Here is a 13,387-nt window from a genome sequence, read left to right as displayed (position 1 = left end):
CCATCAATTAAATTTAATCAAGTTTTGTTCTAAATATTTTTCCTGTCAAAAGCACCAGGATAAAAGCAATCAATAAAATAGGTAAAATATTAGGAATTATTTGGCTAACAGTGTTACCTTTGAGTAAAATTCCACGCGTAATACGAATAAAATAAGTCATTGGAATACAGTATCCTAACATTTGGGCCCATATTGGCATGCCATAGAACGAAAAAATGTAACCTGATAAAAACATGGAAGGGAGTTGATAAAACACACTAAGTTGCATGGCTTGCATAGGGGTACGTGCTATTGTGGAATAAATCATTCCAACCATCAAATTGGCAATAATAAAGGGTGCGGAAGCCATATAAAGCAAAATCAAACTTCCTTCAGTAGGAATATTAATCAAGAGCTTACCAAAAATTAAAATACTTGTGAGTTGTAAGTAACCCAGAACGATATAAGGTATCACCTTTCCTAAAATAATCTCAGTAGGTTTTAAGGGGGTACTGAGTAACATTTCCATCGTACCGGATTCTTTTTCTGACGTAATGGCGGTTGAGGTGAGCATGACCATGGTTAATGTCAGTAATACGCCAATTAAACCAGGGACAATATTATAAGAGCTTGTATTCGATTCATTATAAAGTCGGTGAATCGTAAGATTCACGTTCCGTTGTGGGTTGCCTAGTACTGGAGAACCTAATCCTTGTTTGTTGAATGTATTTAAAGTTTGATTCAAAATCGGCAGTGCATTTCCAAGAGCACTGGCACTACTTCCAGGATCTGAGCCATCAATTTCAACTAATAGCTGAGGATTTTCATTACGTAAGTATTTGCGAGTAAAATTCGGAGGAATAGTAAATGCAAAACTTATTTTACCATTCGCAAGGTCTTGATTTTTTTTATATTCGTCAGATGCTTCATGAGTTACTTTAAAATATCCTGAAGCCTCGAGTGCACTAACATAACTTCGGGTTAAAGGAGAGTTATCATAACTTACAATAGTGGTAGGCAGATGTTTGGGATCAAATTCAATAGCAAAGCCAAAGAGAATAAGGAGCATGATGGGTAGAATGACCAGCATGGCTATAGTACCACGATCACGGGTAATAAGAATGAATTCTTTGCGGATTAAACCTGCAATGCGAGCAATCGATATTCCGTGTATGACATTTTTATAATTCTTCATTGCATTAACCCAATAAAAACTTCTTCAAACGAAGGAGTCACTTCTTTAAAGGACAAGTTCTTGTTTTCTTGAATTAACTTATCCAATTCTTGATGATTTCGAGATGAAATTCGCAACTCATTATTTACAATAGAAGCCAATAATTCTGGATAGGAATCGTTTACTTTCTTTATTAATAAACTCTGCTCTTTCCGATCGGCTTCTAAGATAAAAGTTTTGACTTTTGAATAGGGTATTAAGTTTTTTGTACTGCCTGTATACAATAATGTTCCTAAGTTGATGTAGGCGAGATCGGTGCATTTCTCAGCCTCGTCCATGTAATGAGTTGTTACTAGAATTGTAGTCCCGTCACGTGTGGTAATTTTATGTAAATAATCCCAAAACTCTTTACGTGCCTTGGGATCAACACCTGCGGTGGGCTCATCCAAAAAAAGTAATTGGGGCTTATGCAATATGCTACAAGCCAAGGCTAGGCTTTGTTTCCATCCTCCGGATAATCGACCTGCTTGGACCTTGCGATACTTGTCAAGACCTAGATCCTTCATCATTTTGTTTATTTCTTCAGCCGAGTTTTTAATTTGAAAAATATCAGCAACAAAACGAAGATTTTCATAGACAGTTAATCCTGTATAATAACTGAATTTTTGCGGCATGTACCCAGTATTTTTTTTTATCTTATCGCTTTGTGTTTGAATATCATAACCCAAGCAGGTTCCTTTCCCCTCTGTGGGCGTTAAAAGACCACAAATCATCCGAATCGTAGTTGTTTTTCCACTACCATTGGAGCCGAGAAAACCGAATATAGAGCCTTTTTCCACTTTAAGAGAGATGTGGTCAACAGCAACTTTTTCATCAAATTTTTTAGTTAATTCTCTAACATCAATAACTAAATCGCTCATGAGGTTAATTCCAAAGTTACCGGTTGCCCGTAATGTATTTTTTCTAAATCAGGCGTATCAATTTTTGCTTCGATTCGAAAAACAAGTCGTTGACGTTCCTCGCGCGAATAGATAATAGGAGGGGTATATTCCGCTATATTAGAAATATAGGAAATATGTCCTGTAGCAAAATGAGCATTTTGATCCGTTTTAATTGTAACATGTTCATTAAGTCGTAATTGACTTAATTTTTCCTCAGGCACAAAAAATATAGCTTTAATATTATTTTTGGTAATTAATGAGAGAATTGGGGCTGCTGCTTGAACAAATTCGCCTTGAGTATAATAGGTATCAAATATAATTCCTTGTTCTGGAGCAAAATTTTCTTTGCGGGTCACCAGCCATTTTTTATCAGCAACTTCTAGCTGATTATTTTTGATTTTAACGTCAATATCAGCAAGTTGTTGTTTGGAAATATTTAAATCTTTTTGAGCTGCGTCAAGATCATTTTGACTTGCAGCATTTTGTTTACGCATAGCGACAATACGACGATAATTAATTTCATTATAATTGAGTTGAATTAAAGTTTGTTGTCGTTGAGCAAGAAGTTCTTTAGTACCTAATTGACTCATTTTGACATTATAAAGTTCATTAGTTTGTTCAAGCTTGAATAGAAATTGATTTTTTTTTACTATTTGTCCTTTTGATATGGCTAAATCAGTCAAACGCCCGCCAAAATCAGACGACAAATAAACAAGATCTGTATCAATATATCCACTAAATGATTTATTTTTTTCATTGTTGCAGGAGATTAAAAGTAGGGTGATCAACCCTATGAACAGCAAATTACGCATTTCAAACCCATCCTGAGCTTTTTGCTTGCCAGCGAATATCGCGGAAAGCTATTTTGATGCTTTTTATTAAGAGAAATATAGTAACCTAAATTCGGCAGCTGAATCTAGGATTAAGCATAAAGAAGATACAGATCAAAAAGAGACTCTATTTTGCATGAATATATTTTGGAAGTTTTTTTGAGTAGTTCCAACCACTAATAAGAGTTGAGCTAGATAATAAAGAAGCATAATTACCACATCAAGTGGTTTATTAGGAGTCAGAACGAATAAGTCCAATGCTAGTGTAAAATCAGAGAGTAAAAAAAGACAAGCTCCAAGGCGAATTATGAGTGATTGCTGCATTACTTGAAAAGAACAAAAAACCATGAAAGTAAGCAGGAATAAGTATAGTGATACAGGTTTTTTCATTTCGCCTAAATAGGGCCATAGGAAATAACTTCCAATAAGAACGAATATCAGTACCGGTAAAAATGAAATGACATTTTTCTTTTGAAATTGACTACTTTTTAAAAAGAGGGAAATGTAAGTACAGTGTGTTACCATAAATGCTAAGATTCCTGCCTGGAGTGCTGCTTTTGTGGGCAATGTTAAAACAATATCACCAATGACTGAAAAGCTTAATGCTCCGAGTAATAAGCATTTTGTTGGTTGTTCTAAAGTAACTTGTAATGCATACAGTATGAGCAAAATAATCGGAATAGGTTTGAGTACAGTGGTTATAGGGTATTGGATAAAAGGGAGCAACAAAAGATAGAAAATCATGCTCAATAAAATAAGAAGTAAGGTAATTTTAAAGGGCTGTCCTGGCATAAAAGTTCCTCAATGTGTATCGAGATATTTGAGTTTCTCAAGTATACACTGTTCGTGATGTATGAGGAGCATCTTTCAGGAATCGCCCATATTTATTTTATAAAAAAATTTTACTGTTTGTGCTAAAAAGATTTCAGAAAAAACAGGTAAACTATATAAAGCCACTTTTGGTGGGTCAATATCTATTTACAAAGGTTTGTATACTCGCTCTTCTTCATCTTTTTCAACGTGTTCTTCTTCAACACAGTCGTTATTTGTTAACAGACTTTTATGATAAGCAAAATAGCGCCCATAAATATTATTAGATTGGGAAGGAGAAAAGATACCGACTTTAGGGGCCTCAACCAATTCTATTTCTTTCTCTGCAAACTGAGCAAGGATATCAATTTTTATTCCATTAATAAGTTTTGCAGCTTTTTTTAATAATTCAATTTTAACTAAAGGAGTTTTTGCTAATACAGCGGTATCAAACTTGTCAATTTCTGTCTTAATTAAACTAATAAATTCTTTCTTAATTTCTAATGTGCCATATAAAGTAGAATAGTTATATTGCTGAGCATAAAGAAGGCCTGAAATCGTTTTAAGTAATGCGTGCCAACTCCGATCATGAAGTAGCCATAATATAGGATTATTAGGGAATTCTTTATAGGAATCTTGCAAATAATTAGCTCCAGATTCCAATAACGTAATCAATTTAATTTTAAGTTTATCGATATCATTTTTAAATTGATCTAACCCTTCATGTATTTTCTCAGTGCGGAGCAAGCGTAAAATTTCATGTTCAATTTTTTTTACTTCTTTATATAAAGAAATTAAATCAATTTCTTCATTAAGTTGTTGTTTTAAAAAATTCGCGGACTCAATATAATCTTTTTGTTGTTTGGTTTCTATTCCTGGATGACTATAAATAGCAAAATAAGTTTCGCAAACGCCCAAACATATACGATAAATACTTAGAGCATAAGCAAATTGGCGCATAAAAACTTGTGCCATTGGTGTATATGGTTTTTCGGGTTTAAAGAGAAACAAACCAGTTTCTTGATTTAATTCCAATGGCAAACCACTCTTTAAAACATAAGGCTCAAAAGCCGCAATAAGGCTTGGATTTTCTGTGTCCTTGATACTTGTTTGCGCGGTTTCTACTAATATTTTCTCATCAACCAAACAATTCTCCATGGCTTGCTGAACCATATTGAAGCTAAAAACGACTTCTTCTCCTTGGGCGACTTCGGTGAGTCTTTGTGTTCGCCATGTATTAAAGAAATAATCCTTTAATAATTTCTTTATTTCAAACATGGCATTACGATAGTGTTCTAGGCGCGTAAAAATTGTTTGAGTTTGAGAATTAATTTCCTGCTGATACAGCTCTAGTTTTCCTTCCATAACATTCTCCTTTTCATTCCCATTGACGATTTAATTTTTACAGTGTGCCAGGTTTGGTGTCAAGGTGTTCCATTTTTCGAGCAAAAGTGCAAAGTTCAGAATAAGCATGGAATCTTGTATAAATGCTGCGCATTTTAAATGGATTGTTTTTTTACACTTAAGCGATGTACTTAAAGAAGGTGGCTTAAAATTTATCTTGTTGGCTCTTTTTTGCAATTAAATCCAATCGTATCCTACAATAACATCATAGGACCAAAATCTTGTTGTTACTCAATGTAAGGATGCGACATGAGACAGTCAATAATAGCAGTTTCTCTATTAGCATTAGCTTCACTTACCTATGCCAATATTGCAAGTGAGATCTTGTCAAGCAGAACATCCGATCAGCAAGTTCAAATTTTGGGTAATATTGTCAATTCAGCCGGTGAACCTTGTGTGCCTATCAAATCTTTTTTCCAAGGACTTGATTTATATGGTGCGGCATATTGGAACGTCGCTTGTACTGATGGGCGAGCTTTTGTGATTCAAATTGCTAATAATGCTGCAGCTACAACTACAATAATTCGATGTAGTGCCATGCAATCATTAGGATCTCCATGTTTTAAAGGTTTTGGTCAATAAATATCATCTTTCGCTAATGAATTGATTCTAAAAAAGATTATTTCTGAATAAATATTTTTTTTATTAAGTAAATTTTGAGCAAAGGCATATTGTCATCAGGTTCAATAAAATTTAGAATGAATTTTTTTGGCGAGTAGGAACACAAATGGCATCAGTATTTGAATTTTTAAGGATTAAAACGCAATCTGTTTCTACTTCAGTACCTCAGCTTGGTATCAACAATGAGCTTAACAGGTTACAAAGGGAATCAGAAAACTATTTCGTTATTCCAAAGTCAGCCCAAGCAGCGAATCGCAATGTTCTTGCTGTTCAAGTTAAAGAAGAGCAGAATTTTCTTTCTACAAATTCGACACATATCGAATTTTTAAATAAATGTATTGCATTGTTTAAAGATAAATCGGCACAACTTCATAGCATTGATCAAAAAATTTTAGGAAGTGTTGCGTTTGGTGTTGTAGCGACTGCTTTGTCATTTCTTCCTGTAATTGGCTTTTTAGGTTGGATAGGGTGGGGAGCTACAGTTTATTATATCAGTCAACGGGCAACTGCATATGCAGACTATCATGAATCATTAACCCTACTGGTTGGGGCATGCAATTGGAGTCTTGGACAAGGCCCGGGTAAACGCAAAGATCGTTCAATTGAGCAGTTAACTAAGAACGAGACGGTGCGAACTATGATGGCGACACTTTATCCTGTTCTTACTGAAATACAAGTCGAGCATCTTTTAGCGGATGATATCGAAGGTATTTTTGCTCAGGAATTAAAAGATTATGAGGCCCAGTTTCAATTGGGTTTTAACCCACATCAATTCTTCTCTAAAAAGGATGATATAATTGCTTTAAGTAAAAAAGGGGCTGAATTTAGTCGTTGTATTTATGGTTTTAACAAAGGTGGCTTTACTGATTTTTTTGATGCCATTGTTTCTATTCTTCCTGATTTATATAGGGCGACTTTACAGGGGTTTCAACAGTTGAAATATTGGTGGCAAGAAAAAACGCATTCATCGGAAAATACACAGGAGTTACGTGCTTCTGAAATTGGGTTAACTCACTAAAAGAACATAAGTTCGATATAAAAAATCACTTTTATTTTTATATCGGACATTAAAATAATTTATAGGATTGCTCTTAAGTAGTATGTTCTTTTTTTAAGTCTAAATGAATTTCAATTAAACGCAATATCTTTTTACTATTCATTTTTATCATTGTTTATTCTTTGTGATCAATGTATAATCACCTCTTTTCGTTGACTATGTTTAAATTTCTGTGGAGAAAAAATGCAATCTAAACTTGAAGATGCTGATATTTTTATCTATGGTAAAATGGGGCCTAAGGAAACAAATCGAATCCTTTTAGCCAAAGTTGAATTACTCAAAAAACAGCCCGATTTTTCTTCTAAGCTTGCCGCACTACAAGAAAATGAAGGTAAGTTATGGCTAATACGTGAGAGTCGAGTAGATGGGTTACTCACGGTTCAATCGGTAAGTTATGATAAAGGCTCATCCAAATGGAAAATGAACATACCGCAACGCTATTTGTTATCAAATGAAAAGGGATGGATACGTAATAACGAAAGCCCTGGTAGTGATCTGTTTCAGGCTATTGCTGATTCTGTAGGTGGTATTATCAAGTTGACAGAGGAAAATACAACTCCTCATCTTCCTGGGTTGTTAACGCTGTTATCCGAGAACGGGTATTATCCAGAAAATAGAATAAACCCAAAAGCTGGCGAAGAAACACAAACAAAAGCTTACACGACTTACACTAATCTTTCACGTTCAGAAAAGTTACACGATCGTCATTTAAAATCAACGATAATTTCTTTGCCCGAAGGAATACTTATGGCTCTTTCATGTCCGCTTGCAACTAAAAAAACTGGGGAAGCAAAGTTGATGAAAGATCCAGTGACTCTTGTTAAAGATGGTATCACGTACGAACGAGTTAATTTACTGGAAGAGTGCCCGAGCTTAGAGGAAGGTCATGATTTTTACCCCAATATAAAACTTAAAACTATTATTAATTATATTGCCGCAAATTCACTACAGCCTGATGAGTACTTAGCTAAATTGGAGAAAGTAGAGGAAGACATCCAAGATCCTATACTGTTTGCCACTATAGAAAATCCCGTTTTAAGTCCAAGTGGGTATTCCTATGAGCGAAGCTCGATAGAGCAATGGATAAGCTCCAAACAAAGTGCTCTACCAGTATGGAGCAATATTCAGCCTATTCCTGATCCAGTTACTCGAGTAGATATTAGAGGTAAGGCACTTGTTCCTAATGTTAATTTGAGGTTATTTATTGATGCGTGGCCTAGTTTTTACGAGGAACAGCAACGTAATTGTCTGCAATTTCATCTAGGTTCCTGATAAAAGGAATATTTTAGAAAATAAGCTTTATTTCAGAGCTTATTTTCATTACCAAGTTCCTGGCATCCACGAGCCATGTAATCCATGGGGGATACGGCGTGGCATTTTAATCCGGGCTAGTGGCTTATCCAGGAAGTTTTGTGCATCTAAAATAACGAATTCGCTTTGATTAGTGGCTGCATTATAAACAAATAAAAGTAAATAACCATCATCTTCTGCTTGGTTGGATGCGGCAGGTGCAAAAACTGCTTCACCGATTTCTGCGTGAGCACCGAAATCATGAGCCCATGATTTTTGATGGGTTATATCATACTTGATTAATGCATTAAATGCCCCTTTATGATTTCCAGTTTTTGATGGGGTATAGATAAATTGATGAGGCAAAGTATCATGATCTTCCCTAATACGTGGAAATTCAACAAGACGATCGTCTAATTCACTGTTTTTTATCGTCCCAGTTTTTAAGTTGAGGCGAATACGATTTAATCGAGGCGGGATTGATTGATTTTCTTGTGTTAGAAGTACTATTTTTTCATGCTTTACATAATCAATCATGATTTCATGGTCTTGTTCGTATGCATTAGCGAAATGAAAAACAAAAAATGGATCAGTGTGAAACCATTTCATTGCTCCGCCAGTGCGTGGCATGGCGCCAATGCGCACGCCGAGTTCCGGTTCCCAGCTCAACATGGCTCCGCTAGCCATGATTTGTTGTAGATCAAAGACTACGGGACAGTCAAAAACGAGTACGTAATTTGGGGTTAAAATAAAATCATGGACCATAGAGCAATTGGATTTTTCAATGTCCCATTTTTGAATCGAATTACCCTGTTTATCAAATCGATAAAAAGATAAATAAGGTGGTGTTAATGCATAATTGACAAACCATAATTCACCGGTTACGGGATCCCATCGGGTATGCGCACATACATCGATAGGAGGACGGTTTTTATAAGGCTGCCACTCACCAAGAGTGTCTAAATGTACATTCATCTCGTATGCTGGAGATCCTTCATTGAGGGCTAGATACGTGTTATGGTGACGAATGATATGAATGAATGCGCCATTTTTTAGAGCAATAGGGTGATCTTCAGGGCCTGCCCATTGAGGATCTATGGGCTCAGGCTTTATAACACTACTATAAAGTGCTTTTCCCGCTTTTCGTTCTTTAATTAATCCTTTAGTTTCAACAAATCGATTTTTGTATGCTGCCTTACCTTGATTAATATAGATCGCGTGAATCATGCCATCACCATCATAAGGGTATGTGTATGAAATTGGTGGGAATGCTGGATTAGGTCCATTACGCATATACACTCCCTGTAAATCTCGAGGAATTTCACCAACTACTTCCAATTTTTTTACGTCTAATTCATCATGAACTGGAGCAAAATTTCCTAAAAGATAAGGATTAGTTGAATTATTCATACATTTCTCTATTTTTGGTTCAATACTAAATATAGAACATAATCTATAATTGCTTAAATAAAATTTTATAGGACAAATCATGGGATTAATGATTGATGGGCATTGGCATGATGTGTGGTATGATACTTCTACAACAGGTGGGAAGTTCAAGCGGGAACCTGTTCAATTTCACTTTGCAATTAGTAATGAATCAAATGCCCGTTTTCCTGCAGAAAAAGGCCGCTATCATTTATATGTTTCGCTTGCTTGTCCATGGGCGCACCGCACGCTCATTTTTAGAAAGTTAAAGAAGTTAGATGATTATATTGATGTCTCTATAGTTCATCCACACATGCTTGAAAAAGGCTGGGCATTTAAAAAAGGGATGGGGGCTACTGGAGATATTCTTTATGGACTTGATTATCTGTATGAGCTTTATGTAAAAGCGAACAGCAAATATACCGGTAGAGTCACGGTGCCGGTTTTGTGGGATAAAAAGGAAAAAACTATTGTTAGTAATGAGTCAGCAGAGATTATTCGTCAATTTAATCATGCATTTAATCATTTAACGGGTGATCAACGAGATTTTTATCCTGAAGCTTTGCGATCCGAAATAGAGCACTTAAATGACAGAATTTATAATTCAATTAATAATGGAGTATATCGTTGTGGGTTTGCGACCACACAAAATGCTTATGAAGAGGCCTATATCGAATTATTTGCTTTACTGGATGAACTGGATGAGCGTTTGCGACATCAAAAATATTTATTAGGTGATCAACTTACCGAGGTGGATTGGCGTTTGTTTACAACATTAATTCGTTTTGATGTTGTTTATTACGGTCATTTCAAAACAAACCAACAACGAATTAGTGATTATCAAGCGTTGCAACCCTATTTGAAACGCCTATATCACTATCCCGGGGTGTATGAAACCGTAAATTTTTTACATATTAAGCAACATTATTATTACAGTCATAAAACCATTAACCCAACACAGATTGTTCCTTTAGGACCCAAAATTTCGTTTGATTAATCATATAAATAACGTGAGTTCGACATAAAAAATAAAGTGTTTTTATATCGTTTTTATGTAGAACTCACGTTAAATAATAAGAAATAGCTGCGATGCATTGATACTTTGAGGTCGTGGCAAAAATAGTCTACTTGTCTTTTTGTTTTTTTTTCAAATCTCCCTTAACCCAATTAATTAATCCACCTTTTATAAGTAATTCAATTTGGCGTTTGGATAGGGTTTGTTCGACTTCAATTTCTTTATCATTAATTTTTATCTTGAATAACTCATTATCTAAGATATTAGGAAAGTTACTGATTTCAACAACATCATTTAAATGGATCGCATCATAATCTTTGGTGTTTTTAAACACTAAAGGCAAAATGCCAAAATTAATTAGATTTTGCCAATGTATGCGGGCAAAGCTTTTTGCAAGAACAGCCCTCAGACCTAAATAACGCGGTGCTAAAGCTGCATGTTCTCGACTTGAACCTTGACCGTAATTGTCTCCGCCAACAATCACGTGACCTTTTTTATATTTTTTCGCACGATTCGCATAATCTGAATCGATATGATAATAAGTAAACTCACTAATTTTAGGAATATTGCTACGATAAGGAAGCACTTTGGCGCCAGCCGGAGAAATTTCATCAGTTGAAATATTATCGCCAACTATGAGTAATACTGGTATTTTCAATGAGTTGGGAAATGGATCAAAATCAGGCAAAGTAACAATATTAGGACCTTTTACCAATTGAATGTATTTAGCTTTTTCTAAAGGCAATGGTTTTTCAAAACATTCAGGATTTAGTATTCTTTTTTTAGGTAGTTTTATCTCAGGATAAGGCATGTCTAAAGTCCTAGGATCGGTAATGACTCCTGTTAATGCTGAAGCTGCTGCTGTTTCTGGACTACAAAGAAAAACTTTATCCTCCTCTGTTCCTGAGCGTCCAGGAAAGTTTCTTGGTACCGTGCGTAAACTGTTTTTCTCTGTTGCAGGCGCTTGTCCCATACCAATACAGCCATTGCATCCAGCCTGATGGATACGCGCACCCGCATGAATTAGATTACCTAAATGCCCATCCCGAACCAATTCTTCTAAAATTGTTCGCGAGGTTGGATTAATATCAAAGGATACATTCGGATGGACAGTACGACCTTTTACTATTTCAGCAGCAATCGCAAAATCACGGTAACCTGGATTTGCTGATGAACCAATATAAGTCTGATACACTTCTTCACCGGCAATTTCAGCAACAGGGACTACATTTCCAGGGCTCGTCGGTTTTGCTATAAGGGGTTCAAGTTTGGATAAATCGATTTCTTCATCTTTATCATAAGATGCATTTTTATCAGCTTTTAATTCTATCCAATCTTTTTCGCGACCTTGGCTTTGCAAAAATTCTTTAGTGATCTCATCTGAGGGAAATACCGTGGTTGTAGCTCCTAATTCAGCACCCATATTTGCGATGACGTGTCTATCCATAGCACTTAAATGTTTTAATCCTTCTCCATAGTATTCTATGATGTAACCTACGCCTCCTTTGACATCATATCGACGCAACATTTCCAGAATGACATCTTTGGCACTAACCCATTGAGGTAATTTTCCAGTTAAATGTACGCCAAGAATTTTAGGCATTTTTATATAGAGTGGATAGCCTGCAATTGCCATGGCTACTTCCAGTCCACCAGAGCCAATAGCAATCATTCCTAATGAGCCAGCAGCACAGGTATGACTGTCTGAGCCTGTTAAGGTTTTTCCTGGTTTCCCAAAATTCTGCATGTGAACCGCATGGCTAATTCCATTTCCTGGTCGACTAAAATAAAAACCAAAACGTCTTGCTGCACTTGCGAGGAAGAGATGATCATCTGGATTTTTGTTGTCTTCTTGAATTAAATTGTGATCTACATATTGCACAGAAATTTCAGCTTGAGTCTGTGCGAGTTCGATTGCTTCTAATTCAAGCATGACTAATGTGCCTGTTGCATCTTGGCAAAGTGTTTGATCGATTTTCAGTGCAATTTCTTTGCCAGGTTTCATTTCACCATCAAGAAGGTGGGTTTTGATGATCTTTTCTGTGACATTCATGGCTATTTCCTCCGTGAGATAGCTAATTGTTAAAATATAGCACAGCAAAACAAATAGGCTAAACTTCAGAAATAAGGACTATTTTGGAGAATTGGCATGAACTATAGTGACCGATATCAAGCAGGCTCCGTTCTGGCTGATTTGCTAAAGGATTATGAGAACCGAACTGATGTAATTATTTTAGCACTACCTCGGGGAGGAGTGCCGGTGGCCTATGAAATCGCCAAAAAGTTGTCACTAGAACTTGATATTTTTATTGTAAGAAAATTAGGAGTTCCCGGTCATGAAGAATTTGCTATGGGAGCTATAGCCTCTGGAGGTATAGTGGCTTTTAATGAAGAAGTTTTGAGTACTCTCCATATAAAAAAGGACGCGATCGATAAAATTTTACAATCAGAACAAAACGAATTATCACGTCGTGAATCAGTTTATCGCGGCAATAAACCCTTTCCGGATCTAATGGAAAAAATTGTAATTCTTGTGGATGATGGTATTGCAACAGGTTACACAATGCGCGCCGCCATTGCCGCTTTAAAACAGAAGCATCCGGCAAAAATTATCATCGCGGTTCCTGTTGCCGCACGTTCTACATGTAATGAGTTAGCCCCTTTGGTTGACACGATTATCTGCCCACTTTGTCCAGCTAATTTTTATGCCGTAGGATTGTGGTACAATGACTTTTCACAAACAACAGACGATGAAGTAATAAAATTGTTGGCGCTTTCGAACTAAATTTTTTATAAATTTAAGTGATAGAACTTGGTAGTTTCTAATTTTCTTGTGGT

12 protein-coding genes are annotated in these 13,387 nt (G+C 35.9%); 5 read left to right on the top strand and 7 right to left on the bottom strand.

Annotated elements, in window-relative coordinates; all coding sequences use genetic code 11:
- Positions 1-13: 13 nt before the first annotated feature.
- From Lgra_RS04505 to Lgra_RS04485, 5 genes are all read right to left on the bottom strand, one after another.
- Entirely contained in the window at positions 14-1,174 is a 1,161-nt protein-coding gene (locus tag Lgra_RS04505) for an ABC transporter permease (RefSeq protein WP_058498099.1), read from the bottom strand.
- Complete coding sequence (locus tag Lgra_RS04500) at positions 1,171-2,073, bottom strand: ABC transporter ATP-binding protein (RefSeq protein ID WP_058498098.1); 903 nt, start codon at positions 2,071-2,073, stop codon at positions 1,171-1,173. The genes Lgra_RS04505 and Lgra_RS04500 overlap by 4 nt, the downstream gene beginning before the upstream one ends.
- Entirely contained in the window at positions 2,070-2,906 is an 837-nt protein-coding gene (locus Lgra_RS04495; protein WP_058498097.1) for an HlyD family secretion protein, read from the bottom strand. The genes Lgra_RS04500 and Lgra_RS04495 overlap by 4 nt, the downstream gene beginning before the upstream one ends.
- A gap of 132 nt (positions 2,907-3,038) precedes the next feature.
- Complete coding sequence (locus Lgra_RS04490) at positions 3,039-3,716, bottom strand: lysoplasmalogenase (protein WP_058498096.1); 678 nt, start codon at positions 3,714-3,716, stop codon at positions 3,039-3,041.
- Positions 3,717-3,902: 186 nt separating this feature from the next.
- Positions 3,903-5,099 carry a hypothetical protein gene (locus Lgra_RS04485; protein WP_058498095.1) on the bottom strand — a complete coding sequence of 399 codons (1,197 nt, stop codon included), beginning with the start codon at positions 5,097-5,099 and terminating at the stop codon, positions 3,903-3,905.
- 288 nt (positions 5,100-5,387) lie between these two features.
- Between Lgra_RS04485 and Lgra_RS04480 the strand changes: the two genes are divergently transcribed.
- From Lgra_RS04480 to Lgra_RS04470, 3 genes are all read left to right on the top strand, one after another.
- Positions 5,388-5,720, top strand: a complete 333-nt coding sequence (locus Lgra_RS04480) for a hypothetical protein (RefSeq protein WP_058498094.1) — start codon at positions 5,388-5,390, stop codon at positions 5,718-5,720.
- A gap of 145 nt (positions 5,721-5,865) precedes the next feature.
- A complete protein-coding gene (locus Lgra_RS04475) occupies positions 5,866-6,777 on the top strand; it encodes a hypothetical protein (RefSeq protein ID WP_058498093.1) in 912 nt (303 codons plus the stop codon).
- A gap of 222 nt (positions 6,778-6,999) precedes the next feature.
- A complete protein-coding gene (locus tag Lgra_RS04470; protein ID WP_058498092.1) occupies positions 7,000-8,088 on the top strand; it encodes a U-box domain-containing protein in 1,089 nt (362 codons plus the stop codon).
- 48 nt (positions 8,089-8,136) lie between these two features.
- Here the strand turns inward: Lgra_RS04470 and Lgra_RS04465 are convergent, their stop codons facing one another.
- Positions 8,137-9,516: a carotenoid oxygenase family protein gene (locus Lgra_RS04465; RefSeq protein WP_058498091.1), complete on the bottom strand. Its 1,380-nt coding sequence runs from the start codon at positions 9,514-9,516 to the stop codon at positions 8,137-8,139.
- A 79-nt stretch (positions 9,517-9,595) separates the two neighbouring features.
- On the opposite strand from Lgra_RS04465, the gene Lgra_RS04460 reads away from it, so the two are divergent.
- On the top strand, positions 9,596-10,531 hold the full coding sequence (locus Lgra_RS04460; RefSeq protein WP_058498090.1) for a glutathione S-transferase family protein: 936 nt from the start codon (positions 9,596-9,598) through the stop codon (positions 10,529-10,531).
- Between the two features lie 127 nt (positions 10,532-10,658).
- On the opposite strand, the gene Lgra_RS04455 is transcribed toward Lgra_RS04460, so the two are convergent.
- On the bottom strand, positions 10,659-12,602 hold the full coding sequence (locus tag Lgra_RS04455) for an aconitate hydratase (protein ID WP_058498089.1): 1,944 nt from the start codon (positions 12,600-12,602) through the stop codon (positions 10,659-10,661).
- A gap of 96 nt (positions 12,603-12,698) precedes the next feature.
- Between Lgra_RS04455 and Lgra_RS04450 the strand changes: the two genes are divergently transcribed.
- A complete protein-coding gene (locus Lgra_RS04450) occupies positions 12,699-13,334 on the top strand; it encodes a phosphoribosyltransferase (protein ID WP_058498088.1) in 636 nt (211 codons plus the stop codon).
- Positions 13,335-13,387: the final 53 nt, after the last annotated feature.

Origin of the sequence: Legionella gratiana, from assembly GCF_001467695.1 — a bacterium.
GTDB classification, from domain to species: Bacteria; Pseudomonadota; Gammaproteobacteria; order Legionellales; family Legionellaceae; genus Legionella; species Legionella gratiana.
Note: the sequence above shows the minus strand (reverse complement) of the source record. Positions and strands in the feature narration are given on the sequence as shown.

What these genes read in the sequence shown, in the direction of transcription:
- Lgra_RS04460 (WP_058498090.1), top strand. Translation starts at nt 9,596, where the DNA reads ATGGGATTAATGATTGATGGGCATTGGCATGATGTGTGGTATGATACT.
- Lgra_RS04480 (WP_058498094.1), top strand. Translation starts at nt 5,388, where the DNA reads ATGAGACAGTCAATAATAGCAGTTTCTCTATTAGCATTAGCTTCACTT.
- Lgra_RS04455 (WP_058498089.1), bottom strand. Translation starts at nt 12,602, where the DNA reads ATGAATGTCACAGAAAAGATCATCAAAACCCACCTTCTTGATGGTGAA.
- Lgra_RS04505 (WP_058498099.1), bottom strand. Translation starts at nt 1,174, where the DNA reads ATGAAGAATTATAAAAATGTCATACACGGAATATCGATTGCTCGCATT.
- Lgra_RS04500 (WP_058498098.1), bottom strand. Translation starts at nt 2,073, where the DNA reads ATGAGCGATTTAGTTATTGATGTTAGAGAATTAACTAAAAAATTTGAT.
- Lgra_RS04490 (WP_058498096.1), bottom strand. Translation starts at nt 3,716, where the DNA reads ATGCCAGGACAGCCCTTTAAAATTACCTTACTTCTTATTTTATTGAGC.
- Lgra_RS04465 (WP_058498091.1), bottom strand. Translation starts at nt 9,516, where the DNA reads ATGAATAATTCAACTAATCCTTATCTTTTAGGAAATTTTGCTCCAGTT.
- Lgra_RS04485 (WP_058498095.1), bottom strand. Translation starts at nt 5,099, where the DNA reads ATGGAAGGAAAACTAGAGCTGTATCAGCAGGAAATTAATTCTCAAACT.
- Lgra_RS04450 (WP_058498088.1), top strand. Translation starts at nt 12,699, where the DNA reads ATGAACTATAGTGACCGATATCAAGCAGGCTCCGTTCTGGCTGATTTG.
- Lgra_RS04475 (WP_058498093.1), top strand. Translation starts at nt 5,866, where the DNA reads ATGGCATCAGTATTTGAATTTTTAAGGATTAAAACGCAATCTGTTTCT.
- Lgra_RS04470 (WP_058498092.1), top strand. Translation starts at nt 7,000, where the DNA reads ATGCAATCTAAACTTGAAGATGCTGATATTTTTATCTATGGTAAAATG.
- Lgra_RS04495 (WP_058498097.1), bottom strand. Translation starts at nt 2,906, where the DNA reads ATGCGTAATTTGCTGTTCATAGGGTTGATCACCCTACTTTTAATCTCC.